20 protein-coding genes are annotated in these 21,443 nt (G+C 72.6%); 8 read left to right on the forward strand and 12 right to left on the reverse strand.

Annotated elements, in window-relative coordinates; all coding sequences use genetic code 11:
- Positions 1–43: 43 nt before the first annotated feature.
- The gene (locus BUE41_RS11025) at positions 44–784 is read left to right on the forward strand and encodes a DUF1345 domain-containing protein (protein WP_073456946.1); all 741 of its coding nucleotides are present in this window, start codon (positions 44–46) and stop codon (positions 782–784) included.
- Here BUE41_RS11025 and BUE41_RS11030 read toward each other — a convergent pair.
- Positions 750–1,811 (reverse strand): hypothetical protein, encoded by a 1,062-nt coding sequence (locus tag BUE41_RS11030; protein ID WP_200803857.1) that lies wholly within the window; start codon positions 1,809–1,811, stop codon positions 750–752. The two genes, BUE41_RS11025 and BUE41_RS11030, sit on opposite strands and share 35 nt — an antisense overlap.
- 100 nt (positions 1,812–1,911) lie before the next feature.
- Here BUE41_RS11030 and BUE41_RS11035 point away from each other — a divergent pair, with 100 nt between their 5' ends.
- Positions 1,912–2,526 (forward strand): TetR/AcrR family transcriptional regulator, encoded by a 615-nt coding sequence (locus BUE41_RS11035; RefSeq protein WP_073456947.1) that lies wholly within the window; start codon positions 1,912–1,914, stop codon positions 2,524–2,526.
- Between the two features lie 535 nt (positions 2,527–3,061).
- Here BUE41_RS11035 and ku read toward each other — a convergent pair.
- The 6 genes from ku to BUE41_RS11065 all read right to left on the reverse strand — a co-directional run bounded on the left by ku (position 3,062) and on the right by BUE41_RS11065 (position 8,872).
- Positions 3,062–4,027, reverse strand: a complete 966-nt coding sequence (gene ku / locus BUE41_RS11040; RefSeq protein ID WP_073456948.1) for a non-homologous end joining protein Ku — start codon at positions 4,025–4,027, stop codon at positions 3,062–3,064.
- Positions 4,028–4,094: 67 nt separating this feature from the next.
- The gene (locus BUE41_RS11045) at positions 4,095–4,667 is read right to left on the reverse strand and encodes a DUF1638 domain-containing protein (RefSeq protein WP_073456949.1); all 573 of its coding nucleotides are present in this window, start codon (positions 4,665–4,667) and stop codon (positions 4,095–4,097) included.
- 13 nt (positions 4,668–4,680) lie between these two features.
- A complete protein-coding gene (locus BUE41_RS11050; RefSeq protein ID WP_073457102.1) occupies positions 4,681–6,513 on the reverse strand; it encodes an ASKHA domain-containing protein in 1,833 nt (610 codons plus the stop codon).
- Positions 6,510–7,397: a dihydropteroate synthase gene (locus BUE41_RS11055; protein WP_073456950.1), complete on the reverse strand. Its 888-nt coding sequence runs from the start codon at positions 7,395–7,397 to the stop codon at positions 6,510–6,512. The genes BUE41_RS11050 and BUE41_RS11055 overlap by 4 nt, the downstream gene beginning before the upstream one ends.
- Positions 7,398–8,066 (reverse strand): corrinoid protein, encoded by a 669-nt coding sequence (locus BUE41_RS11060; RefSeq protein WP_073456951.1) that lies wholly within the window; start codon positions 8,064–8,066, stop codon positions 7,398–7,400.
- On the reverse strand, positions 8,063–8,872 hold the full coding sequence (locus BUE41_RS11065) for an IclR family transcriptional regulator (protein ID WP_073456952.1): 810 nt from the start codon (positions 8,870–8,872) through the stop codon (positions 8,063–8,065). Before BUE41_RS11065 ends, BUE41_RS11060 begins: the two co-directional genes overlap by 4 nt.
- A 114-nt stretch (positions 8,873–8,986) precedes the next feature.
- Here BUE41_RS11065 and BUE41_RS11070 point away from each other — a divergent pair, with 114 nt between their 5' ends.
- The 6 genes from BUE41_RS11070 to BUE41_RS11095 all read left to right on the forward strand — a co-directional run bounded on the left by BUE41_RS11070 (position 8,987) and on the right by BUE41_RS11095 (position 17,450).
- Positions 8,987–10,459, forward strand: a complete 1,473-nt coding sequence (locus BUE41_RS11070; protein WP_268794468.1) for a trimethylamine methyltransferase family protein — start codon at positions 8,987–8,989, stop codon at positions 10,457–10,459.
- 14 nt (positions 10,460–10,473) lie between these two features.
- Positions 10,474–12,984, forward strand: a complete 2,511-nt coding sequence (locus tag BUE41_RS11075; RefSeq protein WP_073456954.1) for a GcvT family protein — start codon at positions 10,474–10,476, stop codon at positions 12,982–12,984.
- Positions 12,985–12,990: 6 nt separating this feature from the next.
- Positions 12,991–13,749, forward strand: a complete 759-nt coding sequence (locus tag BUE41_RS11080) for an electron transfer flavoprotein subunit beta/FixA family protein (protein WP_073456955.1) — start codon at positions 12,991–12,993, stop codon at positions 13,747–13,749.
- A complete protein-coding gene (locus BUE41_RS11085; RefSeq protein ID WP_084754747.1) occupies positions 13,746–14,705 on the forward strand; it encodes an electron transfer flavoprotein subunit alpha/FixB family protein in 960 nt (319 codons plus the stop codon). The genes BUE41_RS11080 and BUE41_RS11085 overlap by 4 nt, the downstream gene beginning before the upstream one ends.
- Before the next feature lie 101 nt (positions 14,706–14,806).
- Entirely contained in the window at positions 14,807–15,718 is a 912-nt protein-coding gene (locus BUE41_RS11090) for a methylenetetrahydrofolate reductase (RefSeq protein ID WP_143172091.1), read from the forward strand.
- Positions 15,719–15,740: 22 nt separating this feature from the next.
- Entirely contained in the window at positions 15,741–17,450 is a 1,710-nt protein-coding gene (locus BUE41_RS11095; RefSeq protein ID WP_073456956.1) for a formate--tetrahydrofolate ligase, read from the forward strand.
- Position 17,451: 1 nt separating this feature from the next.
- Here BUE41_RS11095 and BUE41_RS11100 read toward each other — a convergent pair whose 3' ends face one another.
- The 5 genes from BUE41_RS11100 to BUE41_RS11120 all read right to left on the reverse strand — a co-directional run bounded on the left by BUE41_RS11100 (position 17,452) and on the right by BUE41_RS11120 (position 21,437).
- Positions 17,452–18,033 carry a cyclodeaminase/cyclohydrolase family protein gene (locus BUE41_RS11100; protein ID WP_073456957.1) on the reverse strand — a complete coding sequence of 194 codons (582 nt, stop codon included), beginning with the start codon at positions 18,031–18,033 and terminating at the stop codon, positions 17,452–17,454.
- 3 nt (positions 18,034–18,036) lie between these two features.
- The gene (locus BUE41_RS11105; protein WP_073457105.1) at positions 18,037–18,414 is read right to left on the reverse strand and encodes a hypothetical protein; all 378 of its coding nucleotides are present in this window, start codon (positions 18,412–18,414) and stop codon (positions 18,037–18,039) included.
- A gap of 145 nt (positions 18,415–18,559) precedes the next feature.
- Entirely contained in the window at positions 18,560–19,600 is a 1,041-nt protein-coding gene (locus BUE41_RS11110) for an ABC transporter ATP-binding protein (RefSeq protein WP_084754750.1), read from the reverse strand.
- Positions 19,597–20,493 (reverse strand): ABC transporter permease, encoded by an 897-nt coding sequence (locus tag BUE41_RS11115; RefSeq protein WP_073456958.1) that lies wholly within the window; start codon positions 20,491–20,493, stop codon positions 19,597–19,599. The genes BUE41_RS11110 and BUE41_RS11115 overlap by 4 nt, the downstream gene beginning before the upstream one ends.
- A complete protein-coding gene (locus BUE41_RS11120; RefSeq protein ID WP_073456959.1) occupies positions 20,490–21,437 on the reverse strand; it encodes an ABC transporter permease in 948 nt (315 codons plus the stop codon). Before BUE41_RS11120 ends, BUE41_RS11115 begins: the two co-directional genes overlap by 4 nt.
- Between the last annotated feature and the right edge of the window lie 6 nt (positions 21,438–21,443).

Raw genomic sequence — 21,443 nt, forward strand, 5'->3', positions numbered from 1 at the left:
AGCGTGACCGATATCGTCCGTCCCGCAACCGAGGAGGACGGACATGACCAGCTCCGACGGCTCGCCCGCGGACCCCGTCGCCGACCTGACCGGCGGCTCGTGGCCGACCCGTGTGCTCGACGGGCTGCTGCTGCTCGTCGCGCTGGTGATCTTCGTCGATCTGTGGACCAACCCCGATCTCGACGACCTGATCTACCAGGGCGCCGCGGTCGTGTGGATCGTCCTGGCCTGCGCGTTCATCGGGGTGCGGCTGTGGCGGATGCGTCGGGCGCGCCGCGGCGCCGATCCGCACTGGACCCGCCGCCTGCAGGATCCGCGGCTCGGCTACCTGCTGGTCGCGACGACCGTCGTGACGGTCGCGAGCGCGGTCCTGCTCCTCCTGCAGACCACGGGGAACGCGGGGGAGCGGGCCATCGCCGAACTGGTGGCGGAGGGCGCGGACCCGGACGAGACGGCGGCGCTGATCGCGACGTACTCGTGGTCGGCGCTGCTGCTGATCGTGCTGTCCTGGGCGGTGCTGCACCTGAGCTACGCCGAGCGCTACGCGCGGCTGTGGGCGGTCGGGCGCGCCCAGGGGATCCAGCACGTCGAGTTCCCCGGCGGGAAGGCGCCGACACTGATCGAGTTCGTCTACCTGGCGATCACGATCGGCTTCACCTACGCCACCTCCGACGCGATCGTGAAGACGTCGGAGATGCGGGCGAAGATGCTGTTCCACAGCATGATGTCGTTCCTCTACAACACCGTCATCATCGCGGCGACCGTGGGTGTGCTGACGGGCTGAGCCGGCGGCCGTACGCCTCGGCGACCGCGCCGAAGGCGGGCTTGGGCTCCCACTCCGTGCCGGGGTAGGTCGTGCCCGCCTCGCCGTCGAGCAGGCGGACGACACCGAGGCTGGCCAGGTCCAGGTCGTCGCGGGGATCGCCGTCCGGGCGGTACGGGTAACCGTGCTGCGCGAACAGGTACACGAACGCGCTGTCCACCCCTTCGGTCTCGAAGATCTCCAGCAGCTCGGTGAGGTAGGCGGCTTGGCCGGCCTCGTCGCGCTCGTGCACGTCAGTCAGCCGGATGGGCCGGTGGGTCGCGGGATCGAGCTCGACCACCTCGAGCACCCGGCCGCCGCGGTCGCCTGCGCCGCGGTAGCTCGCGGTGCCGAACCCGGTGATCGCGAGCGGCTTCGGCCCGGCGGCGAGCACGCGCACGCCCTCCCGGAACCGGTCGGCGACCTCGGCGGAGCGGATCAGCTCGTAGGTCACGAAGTCGAACGGGGTCCAGTCGACCTGCTCGAACTGGATCGCCGCGTACGTGAGCGGCCCGGCGAAGTGTTCGCGGACGACGTCCACGGCATCGCGCAGGAACGCGTTCATGCGTCCGCCGAGCTCGCGGACCGCCGCAGCGCGCCGCTGCGGGTCGCTCAGCAGCAGAGCGACCCGCTCCTCGGTGCTCTCGCCGTCCAGGAACCCGCGGTTCATGACGCTCAGCTCGACACCGGTGACGAACACGATCTCGGCCCCGTCCCGGCGCAGCCGTTCGGCGCGCTCGGCGCAGTCCCGCAGGAGCGCGAGGATCTCGGCCGGTTCCAGCTCCAGCGGGTACGGCGAGAACCAGACCTCCAGGCCGAGCTCGGCGGCTGTGCGGGCGGCCAGCTCCAGCCGGTCCGGGTCGCCGCCGACGATCTGGACGGCGGTGCAGTGCAGGTCGTCCCGGATGATCTCCAGCTCACGCCGCACCACCGCAGGATCGAAGCGCTCACGGGACGTGTGGCCGTGCACGACGAACCCGGTGTCGTAGGCGATTCCCCTGGCACGCATCGGGTGCCTCCTCCCTCGGATCGGTGTGGCGCCGAGGCTGGCAGAAAAATTGCGTGCACGCAAGTTTGCGTGTTCGCACGATTCATGGCATGCTGGCTCGGTGACACCGGGGCTGCGGGAGCGGAAGAAGCAGGCCACGCGCGCGGCCCTGCGCGAGGCCGCCTTGCGGCTGGCTCTGGAACGCGGACCGGACCAGGTACGAGTGGAGGACATCGCCGCGGCGGCCGGGGTCGCGCCGCGGACGTACAACAACTACTTCGCCAGCCGCGAGCAGGCGATCGTCTCCGCCGTCACCGCCGACCGCGAACGGCGGGTCGCCGAGGCCGTCGCGGCGCGGCCGCAGATGCGGCTGGCCGACGCGGTCGTCGAGGCCGTCGTCGAGCAGTACACCGATCCGGGCGAGCAGGACCCGCGGGCGCTGTTGATGATCACCTCGCGGCCCGCGCTGCGGGCGGCGTACCTCGAGGCCACCGCCGACATCGCGGCGCCGTTGGCGGACGTGCTCGCGCGCCGGCTCGGTGAGACTCACGGGGAGAGTGCGCGGGTGCTCGCGGCGAGCGTCGCGGCCGCAGTGCGCATCGCCGTGGAAGGGTGGATCCGACCGCTCGGCGGCGGGGGGCTGGTCGTGCCCACGGGGTCGCTGCGGGAGCGGTTGCGGGCGGCGCTGGCGGTGCTCGCGCCGGCGTTCGACGCGGCGGAGCGCCGAGAGGGGTGAGTGCGCTCAGTCCGGGACCGCGGCCAGGACCAGGTCGGCGGCGGCCCGGGTGGCGTTGATCAGCAGCGCGTTGCGCTCGTCGGAGCCGCGGGCCCGGTCGCGGGCCTCGCCCGGGTGCGGCCGTAGGCCCGGTGCCGGGAGATCAGACGTTCCCGGCGCAGGTCCTCGTCCGGGGTCAGGAACCAGACCCCGCCCGGGAGGGCGAGTTGCCCCGTCGGGATCGGCGAGTTGTCCGGTGGGGGAGGGCGAGTTGTCCTCGCCGGGGCTCCGAGTCCTTCGGAAGGACGGTGTTCTCGGGGAGAGTCCTTCGGAAGGACGGTGTTCTCGGGGAGCGCCTGCGGCGCTCGAGAATGCCACGAGCGCTTCGCAGGCGCGGCGAAGGTCGTCGCGGCCGCGGTGAACCTGGCAGGAGAGCCATTCTCCTGCACCTTCACCGACGACGACGGCACGCGCGCACGACGACGTGCGCGAGATCGGCGTTGCCCGGACGGCCACGCCGAAGCGCGGGCGCCGTGGTGGGCTGATGCCACCGACGTCACGAGGCGTCGTGGATCGCCTCGGCGAGTTCGTCGCGGGTCATCGTCGAGCGGCCCTTGATGTCCAGTTCCTTGGCCTTCGCGGCGAGGTCGGCCTTCGTGGCGTTCGCGAGGTCGTCCTCGGCGGTGCCGTCCCCGGCGGTGCGGTCGTCCTTCGCGGAGCGGTCGGCGCGGGTGCGGCGGCCGGATCGCGCGGCCTCGACGCTCTCCTCGAGTGCGGCGAGCAGGTCGGACATCTCGGTGGGGTCCGGCGGCTCGGCCTCGACGACGGTCTGGCGGCCGCGCTGCTTGTCCGCGATCAGTTCCTCGACCTTGTCGCGGTAGGTGTCGGTGTAGTCCTCCGGCTTCCACGGGCCGCTCATCGACTCGACGAGGTGGACGGCCATGTCGAGCTCCTTGCCGGAGGCGGGGAGCTTGCTGGGGAGGTTCTCCAGTTCCTCGTGGGGATCGCGGACCTCGTCGGCGAAGTGGAGGGTCTCGAGGGCGAGGACGTCGCCGTCGGGGCGGATCGCGGCGAGGTACTGCTTGCCGCGCATGACGAACGAGCCGATGGCGGCGCGGTTGGTGCGGGTCAGTGCGGCGAGCAGCAGGCCGTACGGGCGGGCGTACTGCTCGGCGGTCGGGGCGAGCCAGTAGGTGCGCTGGAAGTAGAGGGGGTCGATCTCCTCGAGGTCGACGAAATCGGTGATCTCGAGGTCGCGGGAGCGGCCGGGGGCGATGGCCTCGAGCTCGTCGGGTTCGACGATGACGTGCTCGCCGTCGCCGACGTCGGCGCCCTTGACGATGTCGGCGAAGTCGATCTCCTCGCCGGTGCGCTCGTTGACGCGCTTGTTGCGGACGCGGTCGGAGGTGCCGCGTTCGAACTGGTGGAAGTGGATCGTGTGGTCGTCGGTGGCGCTGAACAGCCCCACCGGGATCGACACCAGCCCGAAGCTGATCGAACCCGTCCAGATCGCCCGCGCCATCCCTGCACTCCCGTCCGTGGTCGCCTTCCGCGAGGCGTACCCGGTGCAGGGCGGAACCATGCCGCGGTCAGGACCAGCGCAGCAGTTGGGTGAGGGCCTCCTCGAGGAGGGCGTCGCCGACGACGATCGTCTCCAGCGGCAGACCGAGCACCGCGGCAGCGCGCTCGGCGGCGGCGCGCAGCCGCGGGGTGGGGTGCTGGGCCAGCCAGACGACGCGGCGGTAGTGGCCGAAGTAGGCGTCGCGCAGTTCGGGATGACGGTCGAGGCCCAGCTCGGTGACGACGGCGCGGTCGACGTTGGCCGCGAGCCAGTCGGTGAGCAGGTAGGTGCCCGGCTCGGCGGCGAGCAGCTCCTGGAGGCGGCGCTCGCCGGCGAACAGGTCGTAGCAGTGGGCGCCGGGCAGGCGAGGCACGCCGAGGCGGGCGCACACGGCGTCGAGGACGCCGGAGGTGCCGCACTCGGCGTAACCGACGGCGACGGTGGCGTAGTCCGCCCGCAGCTCGACGACCCGTGCCTCGACGGCGGCGGCGATCCGCTCCGGGCGGTTGTGCAGGAGCGGGGGCAGCACGTGGACGTCGACCGGCCAGGCTCGGCGGACCGCGACCTCGCGGACGTGCCGGGCGATCGCGCCGCACGCCACGATCGCGACCCGGTCAGAACGCGAGGCGGTCGACGAACCGGTCGTTGAAGTCGGGACGGTCGGAGAGCTCGACGTAGCGCACCTCCTCCAGCAGCGCCCGGGCCGCGGCGCGCTCCCGCACCGACAGCAGAGCCATCTTCGCGCCCTCGCCGGCGACGTTGCCGGCGCTGACGATCCGCAGCAGCGACACCCCGGGGACGAGGCCGATCCGCACCGCGGCGGACGCGGACAGATAGCTGCCGAACGAACCCGCCAGCACCACCTGCGCGACGTCGTCCTGGGTGAGGCCCGCTTCCTCCAGCAGCAGCGACCAGCCGGTCGCGATCGCCGCCTTCGCGAACTGCAGCTCGCGGATGTCCCGCTGGAACAGGCACAGGTCGTGCTGAGGGCCGGCGTGCAGGACGAACGCCCGCTCCTCGCCGACGGTGCGCAGCCGCGCCGCGAGGCCCGGTGGAACGCCCGGGTCGTCGGCGGTCGCGAGCCGGCCCGACGCGTCGACGAGTCCCGTCGAGACGAGCGCCGCGACCGCGTCGACCAGGCCGGAACCGGCCAGACCGAGCGGCTCGACGTCGCCGATCACGTCGAGCAGCACGTCGTCCTCGCTGATCTTGACACCCTCGATCGCGCCCGGTGCGGCCCGCATCCCGCAGCGGATCGCCGCCCCCTCGAACGCTGGGCCGGCCGGTGCCGCGGTCGCGAGCAGCCGGTCGCCCGCCGCCAGGACGATCTCGCAGTTCGTGCCGATGTCGATGAACAGCCGGATCCGCCGGTCGCGGTCCATCCCGGACGCCAGCGCGCCCGCCACGACGTCCCCGCCCACGTACGCGCCGAGCGCCGGGAACACGTACGCCCGCGCGCCCGGGTGCACCTGCACACCGAGATCGCGCGCGGTGAGGCCGGGGAACTCGCGGCCGGCCATGACGAACGGGGCGACGCCCAGCGGCTCGGGGTCGAGGCCCAGCGCGAGGTGGACCATCGTCGCGTTGCCGGCCAGAGCGATCTCGTACACCTCGCGCCGATCGACACCGGCCTCCGCGCACACCTCGCCGGCCAGGCCGTCGAGCGCGGAGTGGGCGAGCGCGGTGAGCCGGTCCAGCGCGCTGGGGTCCATCATCGTCGCGCTGATCCGGGTGATCACGTCGGCGCCGTGGGGCTGCTGCGGGTTCAGCACCGACGCCACCGCCGCCGGGGTGCCGGTGACCAGGTCGAGCAGTGTGGCGACGACCGTGGTGGTGCCCAGGTCGAACGCCAGCGCGTAGCACCGTGCACCGGTGTCGCCCGGCTCGACGTCGACGAGCACGTCGTCGACGATCACCGCGGTGACCACGCCGTCAGCGGCGCGCATCGCGCGGGAGAGGTTGCGGACCGCGCGCAGGTCGGCGGAGAACTCCAGGTCGTCCAGGGCGGCCCGCAGCCGCTCCAGGTCGCTGCGCTGGTCGGCCAGCGACGGCTCCGGCAGCGTGACGCACCGCTTCTGGACGGCCGGCCGCAGCACCACCTGCCGGCCGACGCCGACCGTCGCCGCCTTCGGCCGGGTGACCAGCGGCGGCACCTCCACGACGAGGTCCTGCTCGGCCGCGGCGCGGCAGGCCAGCCGCCAGCCCGCGCGCAGCTGCTCCGGGGTGAACGCGCGGGGATCGACCCGCGACACCGGCACGTCGCCCTCGATCACGCGCATCAGGCACTTCTTGCACGTGCCGTGCCCGCCGCACGTCGAGTCGACGGCGATGCCGTTCCAGCTCGCCGCGTCGAACAGGGTGGTGCCGGCCGGGACCCGCACCTCGCGGGGCGCGGACCCGTCGGGGTGGAAGCGGATCCGCGCCCGGTCCGGCCCCGGCTCGGTCACGACGCAGCCGCGGCCGCGGCCGCTCCCTCCTGCGCGCCTCTTGCTGCCCGGGCCCGCGCGATCCACGCCGCGCCCCAGTCGTCGTTGCCCAGCAGCAGGTCGGCGGCCTTCACGGCGTCGACCATCTGCGGCGAGCGCACGTCCATGATCGCGCTGGTCAGCCCGCACGTCATCGCCATCGGCAGGAACGCCGCGCCCAGCGCGGGCCGGTTCGGCATGCCGAAGGAGACGTTGCCCGCGCCGAGGGTCGTGTTGACGCCGAACTCCTCGCGGATCAGCTCGATCGTGCGCAGCGTGGTCCGCACCAGCGAGGTGTCCGCCCCGACCGGCATGGCGAGCGGGTCGATCACGAGGTCCTCGATCGGGATCTCGTACTCGCCGGCCGCGATGTCGATGATCTTGCGGGTGATGTCCAGCCGCTTCTGCGGCTCGGCGGGGATCTCGTCCTCCTCGTTGGGCAGCGCGATCACCGCCGCTCCGTGCCGCTTGACGATCGGCAGGATCGCGTCCAGCCGCTCGCGTTCGCCGGTGACCGAGTTGACCAGCGCTTTCCCCTGGTACGCCGCGAGCCCGGCCTCCAGCGCCTCGACCACCGACGAGTCGATCACCAGCGGCAGGTCGGTGAGCTCCTGCACCAGCGCGACGGCGCGGGCGAGCAGCTCGGCCTCGTCGGCGAGCGGGACGCCCATGTTGACGTCGAGCATCGTCGCCCCGCCCGCGACCTGCTGGGCGACATCGATCTCCACTGGGGAGAGGTCCCCGGCGCGCAGGTGTTCGGCGAACGCCGTGCGGCCGGTCGGGTTGATCCGTTCGCCGATCAGGCAGAACGGCTGGTCCGGGCCGATGACCACCTCGCGGGTGGCCGAACGCAGAACCGTGTGCATCTAGACCCCCACCGTCGCGCGGCGCGCCGCGAGCAGCTCCTTGGCCTTGCGGACGGCGGTGGCGGCGTCGGCCGCGTAGCCGTCGGCGCCGACCGCGTCGGCGTACTCCTGGGTGACTGGCGCCCCGCCCACCATCACGATCACGTCGTCGCGCAGCCCGGCCTTCTGCAGCGCGTTGATGTTCGCCTTGAACATCGGCATGGTCGTGGTGAGGAAGGCCGAGAACCCGACGATGTCCGGCTTGTGCTCCTGCACACCCGCGACGACCTTCTCCGGCGAGACCTGCACGCCCAGGTCGATCACGTGGAAGCCCGCGCCCTCCAGCATGATGTTGACCAGGTTCTTGCCGATGTCGTGCACGTCGCCCTTGACCGTGCTCATCAGGAACGTGCCGACGGTCTGCGCGCCGGTCTCGGCCAGCAGCGGGCGCAGCACGTCCAGTGCTCCGCTCATCGCCCGGCCGGCCACCAGCATCTCGGGCACGAAGAAGTCGCCGCGCTCGAACCGCGCCCCGACCTCCTCCAGCGACGGGATCAGCGCGTCGAACAGCATCGACTCCGGCGTCAGGCCCGTCTCCAGCCCCTGCCTGGTCAGCTCGAGCACGCGTGGGCCGTTGCCGACCAGGGTCTCGTCGTAGAGGCCGCGCAGGATCTCCTGGTGGTCGGTCATCGCATGCCTTCCTTCGTGCCGGTCAGGCGGCTGCGCCGCGGATCGGGATCGGGGCGGTGACCCAAGAGCGCCGAGAGCCCGCGCAGCTCCGCCACCAGCAGCTCACCGAGGGCGGTGATGCCGAAGTCGTTGATGCGGCTGGTCGGGCCGGACACCGAGATCGCGGCGGCGACCACGCCGTCGACGGTGCGCACCGGTGCCGCGACCGCGGCCAGGCCCAGCTCGAGCTCGTCGAGGGAGACCGCGAAGCCGCGCCGGCGCACCTCGACCAGCATGTGGTCGAGCTGGGCGCGGTCGACGGGGGAGTGCGGGGTGCGCCGTTCCAGCGCGCCCTGCGGGCGGGGCAACGCGTCGAACGCGTAGAGGACCTTGCCGAGCGCTGTGCAGTGCGCCGGCACATCCACGCCCACCCAGTTGACGGCGCCGAGCATGTAGCGGCTGTCGACCTGGTCGATCTGCACCACCTGCCCACCCCGTGGAACGGCGAGCACCACGGTCTCGCCCGAGAGCTCCGAGAGGTGCTCCATCGTGGGCCGGGCCAGCTCGGACAGATCGTGCAGCGCGCTCGGCCGGGCCGCGTGCAGCGAGAACAGCGCGCCCGGTCGGAACGCGCCGGACCGGTCGCGGTGCACGAGCCGTGCCCGCTCCAGGGCGCTGAGCAGGCGTGAGGTCGTCGACTTCGCCAGCCCGAGCTCGTCGACGAGCGAGGTGAACGTGCGGGGTGCCCCGGACTCGACGATCACACCGAGCAAGGCGCTGGCGCGCTCGACGGCCTGGCTGCCCGTCTGCGGGGTCTGCGTGGTCATTCGGGATCCCGTCCCGGCCCGTCTCGCAACTCGGGGCCGAAGAGTTTCACATCATGGAACCCAGGTTCCGGTGATTGCCGCTACTGTGGCCCCGTTCACCCGGAACGTCAAGAGATCGTTTCTGCGAACCCCCGAGAGCGAGCGCGCATGTTCCGCAACACCATGCCCCGCTACGAGATCCTTTCCGAACAGGCCATGAACACGCTCGACGGCGGCTGGCGCCGGCTGGTGAGCGAGATCGGCGTCGAGTTCGGTTCCGGGCGGGCTCTGGAACTGTTCCGGCAGGCCGGGCAGAAGGTGGAGGACGGGCTCGTCCGCTTCGATCCGGAGTTCGTCCTCGAGCAGGTCGCGAAGGCTCCGTCCGGGTTCGACCTGCAGGCCCGCAATCCTGCGAACACCGTGCACATCGGCGGGGACGGCATGGCGTTCGGCGCGGTCTACGGGCCGCCGTTCGTCCGCGAGGGGAACGTCCGAAGAGACGCGAAAATGGCGGACTTCGAGAACTTCGCCCGCCTTTCTCAGGTGTTCTCGGTGCTGGATTCGGCGGGTGGTGTGGTGTGTGAGCCGGAGGACGCCCCGCTCGATTCCCGGCACCTCGATATGACGTTCGCGTTGCAGACGCTCACCGACAAGATCTACATGGGGAACGTCGTCTCGGGGGAGAACGCGCGCGACACGATCGCGATGACCGAGATCCTCTTCGGCGGCCGCGACACGATCGAGGAAACGCCTGCGACGATCTCCCTGATCAACTGCAACTCGCCGCTGCGCTGGGACGAGCGCATGCTCGACGCCCTGTTCGAGTACTGCGCGGCGAACCAGGCCGTCGTCGTCACCCCGTTCCTGCTCATGGGCGCGATGTCACCGGTCTCCATCCCCGCCGCCCTGGCCCAGCAGATCGCCGAGGCGCTCACCGGGATCGCGCTCGCCCAGCTCATCCGGCCCGGCTGCCCGGTCGTGTTCGGCTCGTTCCTGTCCAACATCGACATGCAGTCCGGCTCGCCGTGCTTCGGCACCCCCGAGTCGGCGATCGGGCTGCTCGCCACCGGGCAGATCGCCCGCCGCTTCAACCTGCCGGTGCGCTCCGGTGGAGGGCTCACCTCCAGCCAGACCCCCGACGCCCAGGCCGGCTACGAGGCGCTCATGACGATGCTCCCGACGTTCCTCGCGGGCATCAACTGGGTGATGCACTCCGCGGGCTGGCTCGAGGGCGGGCTGGTCGCGAGCTACGAGAAGTTCGTCCTCGACGTGCAGGTGCTGGAGATGCTGCAGCACGAGTTCACCCCGCTGGAGATCGACGAGGCGAGCTTGGCGTTCGGGGCGCACGACGAGGTCCGCCACGGTGGGCACTTCCTCGGCGCCGCCCACACCATGGAACGGTTCCGGACCTGCTTCTACCGGCCCTTCCTGTCGAGTTCCGAGAACTACGAGCGCTGGGTGCGGGGCGGGGGCAAGGACGCCGCAGCCCGGGCCGCCGAGATCGCGCGCGCGAAGCTGGCCGAGTACGAGCCGCCCCCGCTGGACGACGCCGTCCGCGAGGAACTGACCGAGTACGTGACCCGCCGCCGTCGCGAGCTGGGCGACTAGGAGAAGGAGCAGCAATGGCAACCGTGCCCGCCACCGCCCGCGTCGTCGTGATCGGCGCCGGCATCGTCGGCAACAGCCTCGTTCACCACCTGGCTCGGCTGGGCTGGCGCGACATCGTGCAGATCGACAAGGGCCCGCTGCCCAACCCGGGCGGCTCCACCGGCCACGCGTCGAACTTCATCTTCCCCGTCGACCACTCCCGCGAGCTGACCGACCTCACGCTCGACTCGATGCGCCAGTACAAGGAGCTGGGCGTGTTCACCGAGTCCGGCGGCTACGAGGTCGCTCGCACCGAGGAGCGCATGGAGGAGCTGCGCCGGCGCATGTCGTCGGCGAAGGCGTGGGGCATCGACGCCGAGCTGGTCACCCCGGACCACGTCGTGGCGCGCATCCCGTTCCTGGACAAGGACCAGATCCTCGGCGCGTTCTGGACACCGTCGGTCGGCGTAGTCGACTCGCTGCGCGCCGGCACGCTCATGCGGGAGGCCGCCCAGCAGGCAGGCGCCCTGACGACCGTGCCGAACGTCGAGGTCGTCGGCATGGACGTCGAACGCGGCCGGATCAAGCGGGTCCGCACCGACAAGGGCGACATCGAGGCCGAGTACGTCGTCATCGCCTGCGGGGTGTGGAGCCCGAAGCTCGCGCGGATGGCGGGCGCGGCCATCCCGCTCACCCCCGCCGTGCACCAGATGATCTCGGTGGGTCCGATCCCGCAACTGGCCGAGCGACCCGGCGAGATCAGCTTCCCGATCGTGCGGGACATGGACACCTTCTGCTACGAGCGCCAGCACGGCGCCGACATGGAGGTCGGCTCCTACGCCCACCGCCCGATCCTGTACGACCCCGAGGACATCCCGACGATCGAGCAGGCGAAGCTGTCGCCGACGGAGCTGCCGTTCACCGCCGACGACTTCGATCCGCAGCTGGAGCAGGCGCTCGAGCTGATGCCCGACGCGCTCGGCGCCGACGGCGCGGAGATCCGCTACGCCATCAACGGGCTGCTCTCGCTCACCCCGGACGGCGCCCCGATCCTCGGCGAGACGCCCGAGGTCAAGGGGCTGTGGTCGGCCGCGGCGGTCTGGGTCAAGGAGGGTCCGGGCGTCGGTCGGGCCGTCGCTGAGTGGATGACGCAGGGCTGGTCGGAGATCGACCTCGCGCACTCCGACATCGCCCGGTTCTACCCGCACCAGCGCACCCGCCAGCACGTGCGCGCCCGCACGTCGGAGTCGTTCAACAAGACCTACGGCATCGTCCACCCCGCCGAGCAGTGGGCCAGCGACCGCGGCAAGCGGCTCGCCCCGATGCACGCGGCGACGTCGGCGGCCGGGGCCGTCTACTTCGAGACCGCGGGCTGGGAGCGACCGCACTGGTACGCCTCCAACGAGGTCCTGCTCGGTGAGTACGGCGATCGTGTCGTGCCGCGCGAGCACGAGTGGGACTCCCGCTGGTGGTCGCCGATCATCAACGCCGAGCACCTGGCCATGCGGGAGCGCGCCGGCATCGTCGACCTCACCGCGTTCGCGATCTTCGACGTGGTGGGGCCGGGCGCGCTGGCGTCGGTGCAGCACATCGTGGTCGCGCAGGCCGACGTGCCCGAGGGACGGCTGATCTACACGCCCGTGCTGGACCCCAACGGCGGTTTCCGCTCCGACCTGACGATCATGCGGCTCGCCCACGACCACTTCCGCGTCGTCACCGGCGCCGCGCACGGCATGGCCGACCTGAAGTGGTTCCGCGACAACCTGGCCGATCGCGCCGCCGTCGTCGACGTGACCTCGGCGTTCACGACGATCGGGCTGTGGGGGCCGAAGGCGCGCGACATCCTCGGTCGGCTCACCGACGACGACATCAGCAACGCCGGCTTCCCGTTCTTCACCTGCCGCCCCATCCAACTGGGCAGCGTCTCGGTGCTCGCGTCGCGCATCTCCTACGTCGGTGAGCTGGGCTGGGAGCTGTACGTGCCGATGGAGCAGGGCGCACGCGTGTGGGACCTGCTGCACGAGGCCGGTGAGCCCGACGGCGCCGTGCCGGTCGGGATCGGCGTGTACGGCACGACCGGGCGGATCGAGAAGGGCTACCGCGCCTACGGGTTCGAGCTCGACGCCGAGCGCACGATCGTGGAGGCCGGGATGGCGCGGCCGCGGGTCAAGGACGCCGACTTCATCGGCCGGGCCCGCTACCTGGAGCAGCGAGAGGCCGGGCCGCGGTCGGTGCTGTGCACGCTCACCGTCGACGACCACATCAGCGCGGGCGGGCAGCGCCGCTACATGCTCGGCGGGGAGCCGATCCGCACCCGGGACGGCGGCCCGCTCACCGACGGCAACGGTCGCCACCCGTACGTCACCACGGCGGGTTCGGCGCCGTCGCTGGGCAAGCACCTGCTCATGGCGTACCTGCCGCCGGACGAGGCGTACGTCGGCAACCAGCTCGCCGTGTCCTACATGGAGCAGCTGTACCCGGTGACCGTCGCCGCCGCGGACGCGACGCCGCTGTTCGACCCGGACAACGCGCGGATGCGGAGCTGAGCGCCGATGACCGACGTACTGGTGTGCATCAAGCGGGTGCCCGACGTGGGCGGCGAGGTCACGCTCACCGCCGACGGGCAGGGCGTCGACGCGCGGCACGTGGGTTTCACGGTGAGCGAGCACGAGAACTGCGCCGTCGAGCTGGCGGTGCAGGTCGCCGCGGCCACCGGGGGCCGGGCGACGGTGCTCACCCTCGGTCCGGCCGAGGCCGTCGAGCAGCTGCGCTCGGCGCTGGCCGTCGGGTGCGACGACGCGGTGCTGATCGAGGTCTGCGAGCCCGGGTCGTACGGGCCGGCCGATGTCGCCCGCGAGATCGCTGCGGTCGTGGCCGACCGGGGCGACGAACTGGTGCTGCTGGGCAACGACGCCGCTGACACCGGCGACTTCCAGGTCGGTATCCGGCTCGCCCACCTGCTGGGCCGCCCCGTCGTCAACGGGGTGCGCACGGTGGCGGTCACCGACGGCGTCCTCGTCGCGCGGGGTGACGGCGTCGACGGGGTGGAGACCTACGAGCTGCCGCTGCCCGCCGTCGCGACCGTGCTGGAGGGCGGGGTCGAGCCGCGCTACCCGTCGCTGAAGGGGCGGATGAAGGCGAAGAAGGCCCCGATCGACACGCGCGCGCCGCGGTCCGCGCCGGCCGGGTCCGGGCGGGTGCGGCTGCTGCTGCCGCCTGCCCAGCCGAGCACCGTCGACGTGCTGGGGGAGGGGCCGCAGGCGGCCGCGGCCGTCGTCGACCTGCTGGAGCGGATGGGGGTGGCCCGGTGAGCGTGCTGGTGTTCGCGGAGACCACGGGCGGTGGGATCGCCGAGACCTCGCTGGAGACGGTGGCGTTCGCCCGCGGACTGGACGCCGAGGTCGACGCCGTCGTCGTCGGGGAGCTGCCGCACGGGGCGGCCGGTGAGCTGGCCGAGCACGGGGTGCGCACGGTGCACCACGCCACCGGGGACGCGTTCGGCGCCTACTCGGGTGCGGCGTGGGCCACCGCGGTGCAGGCCGCGGCGGGACAGTCGCGGGTGGTGCTCGCGCCCGGCACTCCGCGCGGGCTGGAGGTGCTGGCGCACCTCGCGGCACGGCTGGACGTGGCGATGGCGGCGAACGTCGTGTCGGTCGTGCCGGATGACGAGCTGGTCGTGACCCGGCAGGTGCTCGGCGGCTCGGTGCTGGAGGAGATGCAGCTGCCCGACACCCCGGCGCTGCTCGCCGTCGCCGGGCACGCGGTCGAGGCCGCGCCCGCGCCGGCACCGGCCGTGGGGACCGTCCGGGAGCTCACGCCCGAGGTGGCGCCGGCCGATCTCGTCGCCCGGGTGGTGTCGGTCGAGCCGGTGGAGGCCGTCGACTCGTCCGGGTTGACCACGGCGTCGGTCGTCGTCGGGGCGGGCCGCGGCGCGGGCGGGCCGGACGGGTTCGGCGCGGTCAGCGAGCTTGCGGAGCTGCTCGGCGGGGCGCTCGGCGTCTCCCGGGTGGTCACCAGCCTGGGCTGGCGGCCGCACCACGAGCAGATCGGCCAGACCGGCAGCCGGATCTCCCCGGACCTGTACATCCCGTGCGGGATCAGCGGGGCGATCCAGCACTGGGCGGGCTGCGCCAGCTCGAAGACGATCCTCGCGATCAACACCGATCCCGAGGCCCCGATGGTCACCAAGGCCACCTACGCCGTCATCGGGGACATGCACGAGATCGTCCCCGCGATCAACGAAGAGCTGCGCCGTCGCCGCGGCTGAGGCCGTCCTCGCACCCTCCGTCGACCCTTCGCCGCGGTATCGAATCGATTCGATGCGCGCCGGCGCCGTCCTCGACGCCGTACCCGGAGGAGACCCGCGTCATGAGTCCTGTGTCCGACCACGAGGTGGGGGCGATGCTGCGCCGACTCGTGCGCTCGTTCAGCGCGGAGATCACCCCGCGCGAGACCGCGACGCTCCCGCCGCTCGACGGGCTGCTCGCGCCCGGCACGTCCGTGTACCTGACCTTCCTGCAGCGCACCCCGTGGGACCGGACGGTCGCCGCGGCGCGCTGGGTGGCCGCGGCGGGCATGCGGCCGGTGCCGCACCTGGCCGCCCGGTACGTCCCCGACCGAGCCGTGCTCGCCCGCATGCTCGCCGACCTCACCGCGATCGGCGTCACCGACCTGCTGCTCGTCGCCGGCTCCACCGAACCCGTCGGCGAGTTCCACGAGACGGCCCAGATCCTCGCCACCGGCCTGCTGGAGGAGGCGGGCATCCGACGCGTGGGGCTCGCCGGCCACCCCGAGGGCCATCCCGACGTCGCCGACGACGTCCTCGACGCTGCTCTGCTCACCAAGGCCGCGCTCGCCCGCGAGCACGGGCTCACCGCGCACGTCGTCACCCAGTTCGGGTTCGCCGCCGAACCGGTGGTGGCCTGGGAGCGGCGCATCCGCGCGGCCGGGATCGACCTGCCCGTGCACGTCGGGCTGCCCGGGCTCACCTCACCGGTGAAGCTGCTGCGGTTCGGGCTCTCCTGCGGGGTCGGGCCGTCCCTGTCGGTACTGCGCCACCAGACCGGCGGCGTGCTCAAACTCGCCACCTCGGCCGTGCACCACCCCGACGCGATGCTGCTCGGCATCGCCGAAGCCGTCGCCGCCGATCCCGCCTCGCTCATCTCCGACGTGCACTTCTTCCCCTTCGGGGCGCTCCCGGCCACCGCGGCGTGGGCGGGGGAGATCCGCGCGGGTCGCTTCGCCGTCCACGACCGGGCACGCCTGAGCGTGCCTGCCTGACACCTGACATCCGGGGGAGCACATGACCTTTCCGACGACCGTCCCGACCGATCTCGAGATCGCCCGGAACGCCGCCCTCAAACCACTCGACGAGATCGCCGAGCGCATGGGCCTGGGCCGCCACCTCATCGAGGGCTACGGCGAGCACGTAGCCAAGATCAAGCTGTCCGCGATCGACGAGCTGTCCGACCGGCCGAAGGCCAAGTACGTCGTGGTCTCCGCGGTCACCCCCACCCCGCTGGGCGAGGGCAAGACGACCACCACCGTCGGGCTGGGGCAGGCACTCAACCAGATCGGCAAGCGGGCGACGATCGCGCTGCGGCAACCGTCGATGGGCCCCACGTTCGGGATCAAGGGCGGCGCGGCGGGCGGCGGTTACTCGCAGGTCGTGCCCATGGATGTGCTCAACCTGCACCTGACCGGCGACTTCCACGCAGTCACCGCCGCCCACAACATGCTCGCCGCCGTGCTGGACAACCACCTCTACCAGGGCAACGCCAGCGGGCTCGACCTGCACTCGATCACCTGGCGGCGGGTCCTCGACGTCAACGACCGCGCGCTGCGCAACATCGTCATCGGACTCGGCAGCCGCACCGACGGGGTGCCGCGGCAGTCCGGCTTCGACATCACCGCGGCCAGCGAGGTCATGGCGATCTTCGCGCTCAGCCGGTCGCTGCAGGAGATGCGCGAACGGTTCGGGCGCATCGTCGTCGGCTACACCCGCAGCGGCGACCCGGTGACCGCCGAGCAGATCGGCGGCGCCGGCGCCATGGCGGCGATCATGCGCGACGCGCTCAAGCCCAACCTGCTGCAGACGCTGGAGAACACCCCCGTGCTGGTGCACGCCGGCCCGTTCGGCAACATCGCGCACGGCAACTCGTCCGTCGTCGCCGATCTCATCGGCATCCGCGGCGGTGACTTCCTCGTCACCGAGGCCGGGTTCGGCGCCGACATGGGCGCCGAGCGGTTCTTCAACATCAAGTGCCGAGCCTCCGGCCTCGTCCCCGACGCCGCCGTCGTCGTGACGACGGTGCGGGCGCTCAAGGCCATGTCCGGGAGGCACACGATCGTCCCGGGCGCACCGCTGCCGCCCGCGCTGCTCGAGGAGAACCCCGATGAGGTGCACGAGGGCGGCGCGAACCTGCGCAAGCAGATCGACAACATCCGCCTGCACGGCGTCCCACTGGTCGTCGCGATCAACGCGTTCCCCGGTGACCACCCCTCCGAGCACGCGGCGATCGCCGAGATCGCGGCCTCCGAAGGCGCCCGCTCGGCCGTGTGCACCCACTTCGCGGACGGCGGCAAGGGCGCCCGCGAGCTGGCCGAGGCGGTCGTCGAGGCGGCCGACGAGCCGGCGGAGTTCCGCTTCCTCTACCCCGACGAGGCCTCGTTGCGGGAGAAGATCGAGGCGGTCGCGACGAAGGTCTACGGCGCCGAGGGCGTCGACTACGACCCGGCTGCCGCCCGCCAGCTCGACACCTACGAGCGCAACGGGTTCGGCACCCTGCCGGTGTGCATCGCCAAGACGCACCTGTCGCTCTCGTCCGACCCGGCGCTCAAGGGCGCGCCGACCGGGTGGCGGCTGCCGGTGCGCGAGGTCCGCGCCTCCGTCGGGGCCGGGTTCATCTACCCCATCTGCGGCGACATGCGCACGATGCCGGGCCTCTCGGCGGACCCGGCTGCGCACCACATCGACATCGACGCCGACGGGAACGTGCTCAACCTGTCCTGACTCACCCCACGCGGCCGCGCACCGCCTCACGCAGCGCGGCTGCGCGGGCGAGCACCTCGTCGACGGGGGCGAGCCCCTCACGCAGCCGGGTGACGTCCGGGCCGTGCGGTGCCCCGCGGACGTTCGACTCGACGTTGGTGCGGCTGATCGCGACGGCCGCCGCGGCGGCTTCGGCCGCGGCGGCGACGTCGGCGAGCACGGTGCGGCCCGCGATCACCGCGAGCCGCTCGGCCAGCCCCACCGCCTCGCAGCCCAGCTCCACGACCTGCGCGGGCGGCCCGGCGGCCGCGACCAGGGCGGCGGAGATCGCGGTGGCCCGGCCCGGATCGTCGCGGGACCGGGCCACCTCCACCGTCACCGCGTCGAACGCCCGCACGTCCGCCTCAACCAGCTCCAGTGCGCGCTCCTTCAGCTGCGGGGCGCGGGTCAGCACATCGTCGGGGCCGCCCGCGATCCGGGCGACCATGGTGAGCAGCCCGGCCGCCTGGGCGAGGGAGAGCGCGGCCACCACACCGCCCGCGGGGGTCGGCGGGCGGGGCGCGGCCAGGCGCTCCAGGTAGGTCGCGAGCGTCCAGTCGCGCATCGATCAGGCCGCCGCCAGCGCGGCGATCCCCAGCACGACCAGGGCGACCACCTTGACGACCTCCAACCCCACGTAGAACAGGTGGGCGCGGGAGCGCGGCGCGTCCTCGCCCGCGAGGACGGCGGCGGTGCGCTTGTTCAGCACGGGGCGCACCGCGGCGAGCTGCAGGACCAGCATGGCGCCCGCCACGACCGCGGAGATCACCACGACCGCCGGGGGAGCCCCCACGACGAGCGCGACCACGATGACGACCAGCGCCACGACCTCCACGGCGTTGAGCGCGCGGAAGACGAGTTTCCCGATGCCCAGCCCCAGCCGCGTGGTGATGCCGGGCGCCCGGAACTTCAGCGGCGCTTCGAGGAACGAGATCGCGAGGACCATGCCGAGCCACGTGAACGCGAGCGCGGCGATGACGTCGACACTGACTGCGCTGGACACGTCACCGATGGTGCCTCATGCGAAACGCCGGCTTGCCGGAGGGGGACGGAGCCGGGCCGGGAAGCCCGACCATCGGGCAGCTCGCCGATCAGGCAGCCGGCCCCACGGCGCCGTGCAGCAGACAGGCGACGCGGTGGCCGGAGCCGAGATCCGTCAGCTGCGGGTCGGTCGTCGCGCACTCGGCCACGGCGAACCGGCAGCGGCCGCGGAACCGGCACCCCGACGGCAGCCTGGCCGGGTTCGGCGCTTCCCCGCGCAGCACCACGCGCTGCCGGGCGCGCTGGCGCGGCGGATCGGCGACCGGGACCGCGGACAGCAGCGCGGACGTGTAGGGGTGCTGCGGGTTCGTGACGACGTCGTGGGTCGGACCCTCCTCCACGATCCTCCCCAGGTACATGACCGCGACGCGGTGGGCGAGGTGCTGCACCGTCGCGAAGTCGTGCGAGATCAGCAGGATCGACAGACCCGTGTCCTGCTGGAGGCTGAGCAGCAGGTTGAGGATCTCCGACCGGGTGGACAGGTCCAGCGCCGACGTCGGCTCGTCCGCGACCAGCAGCCACGGCTCCAGCGCCAGCGCGCGGGCGATGCAGACGCGCTGACGCTGTCCGCCGGACAGCTGCTCGGGGTAGCGGCGGGCGAGCCCCGGGTCGAGGCCGACCGTGGTGAGCAGCTCCTCGGCGGCGGTGGCCATCCCCGAGCGGCGCACCCGCCGGTGCACCAGCAGCGGTTCGGCGACCGCGTGCCCGATCGACTTGGTGGGGTCGAGCGAGCCGAACGGGTCCTGGAAGACGACCTGCAGGCGGCGGCGCAGCTCCTGCAGCTCCGCGCGGTGCAACCGTCCGGTGTCGCGGCCGTCCAGCACGATCCGGCCCGCGTCGGGGCGCTCCAGCAGCGACACCAGCCTGCCCAGCGTCGACTTGCCCGACCCGGACTCACCGACCACACCCACGGTGACACCGGCGGTGATCTCCAGATCGACCCCGTCCACCGCCCGCACCGCCGTGTGTGCGCGGCCGAACGCCCCCCGGCCGATCGGGTAGGTGCGCACCAGGCCGTGCGCGCGCAGCTCCCGCGCCGCGGCCGACGGCTGGTCCTTCGCGATCGCGTCGATGCTCGCCGAGCCGGTCATCGCCGCCCCCTCGCCGTCATGACGTCCCGGATGGCGTCGCCGATGGTGTTGAACGCCAGCACGGTGAGCACCACCGCGATGCCCGGCGGCAGCACCGCGAGCGGCGCCTCGAACTGGTTGTCGTACGCGGTGCGCAGCATCGAACCCCAGCTGGCCTCCGGCGGCTGGACGCCGAGGCCGAGGAACGACAGGCCCGCCTCGGACAGCAGTGCGAGCCCCATGAGGATCGTGGCCTGCACCAGCAGCGGGGCTGCGACGTTCGGCAGCACGTGCACCCAGAGGATCCGCCAGGTCCGCGATCCGATCGACCGAGCGGCGTCGATGAACGGCTCCTCCGCCACCGCCATCGCGGCACCGCGCACCACCCGGAACAGGGTCGGCGCGAACACGATGCCGAGCGCGACCATCACGTTCGCCAGGCCCGGCCCGACGACCGCGATGATGGCCAGCGCGAACGCCAATCCGGGCAGGCTGAGCAGCGCGTCGGCCAGCCGGCTGAGCACCGCGTCGACCCAGCCGCGGGCCAGACCTGCCCACAACCCGGTGGGCACCCCGAGCAGCACCGCCACCCCGACGGAGATCAGCGGTGCGAGCAGCGCCAGCCGGATCGCGTGGATCAGCCGGGAGGCGACGTCGCGGCCGAGGTCGTCGGTGCCGAGCCAGTGCTGGGCGGTGTACGGGGCGAACGAGCTCTCCAGGTCCTGCACGAGCGGGTCGTGCGGCGCGACCCACGGGGCGAGCACCGCGAGCACGATCAGCACGAGCAGGAACCCGAGCGCCACCACGCTGGACGGACGCCGCAGCAGCCGCCGCAGCGCCTGCCGCCACGGCGACTCGACGGGCAGCGGGGCGGCTGCGGCCGTGCTCGGGGCGGTCACCGTCGTAGCGGTCATGAGGTGCGCACCTTCGGGTTGAGCCAGCCGTACACGCCGTCGACGACGAGGTTGACCACCACGACGACGGCGGCGGCGAGCAGCACGTAGCCCTGCAGGATCGGGAGGTCGCGCTGCAGGATCGAGTTGATCGCCAGCGTGCCCAGTCCGTCGACCCCGCAGACCATCTCGATGACGATCGAGCCGCCGAGCAGGCGCCCGGCCTGCAGGCCGAGCACGGTGACGACCGGGATCGCGGCGTTGCGCAGCACGTGGTGGCGGATCAGCCAGAACGACCCGGCGCCGCGGGCCCGCGCCGTGCGGATGTAGGGCCGCTCCAGGACGTCGGCCACGCAGCCGCGGGCGTGCCGGGCCAGCTCGGCGCCGGTGGCCAGCCCGAGCGCGGTGGCCGGGATGATGATGTGCGAGAGCCACGTGCCGATGCCGTCGCTGATCGGGGCGTACCCGGTGGCCGGCAGCCACGGGTTGGTCAGCGCGAACAGCAGGATCAGCAGCATCCCGACCCAGAAGCCGGGCATCGCGATGCCGACGGTCGCGAGCAGCGACACGGCGCGGTCGATCCAGCCGCCCTGCCGCAGCCCTGCCACGATCCCGGCCGGCACGCCGATCGCCACCGCGATGATCAGCGCGACCAGGGTGATCGACAGCGTGGCCGGGGCCGCCCGCAGGATCGCGGCGGTCACCGGGTCACCGGTGAACACCGAGTTGCCGAGGTCGCCGTGCAGGATCCCGCCGAGCCAGGACAGGTACTGGGTGATCAGCGGCTGGTCCAGGCCCAGCTGGCGGCGGATCTCCTCCACGCGTTCCGGCGACGCGTTGTCGCCCGCGACGAGCTGGGCAGCGTCCCCCGGCACCAGCTGCAGCAGTGCGAAGGTCAGCAGCGACACCAGCCACAGCACGACCAGCCCGCCGCCGATCCGGGTCAGCACGTACGTGGGCTTCATGCGGTC

The sequence above is a fragment of the Pseudonocardia thermophila genome (genome assembly GCF_900142365.1).
Lineage (GTDB): Bacteria > Actinomycetota > Actinomycetes > Mycobacteriales > Pseudonocardiaceae > Pseudonocardia > Pseudonocardia thermophila.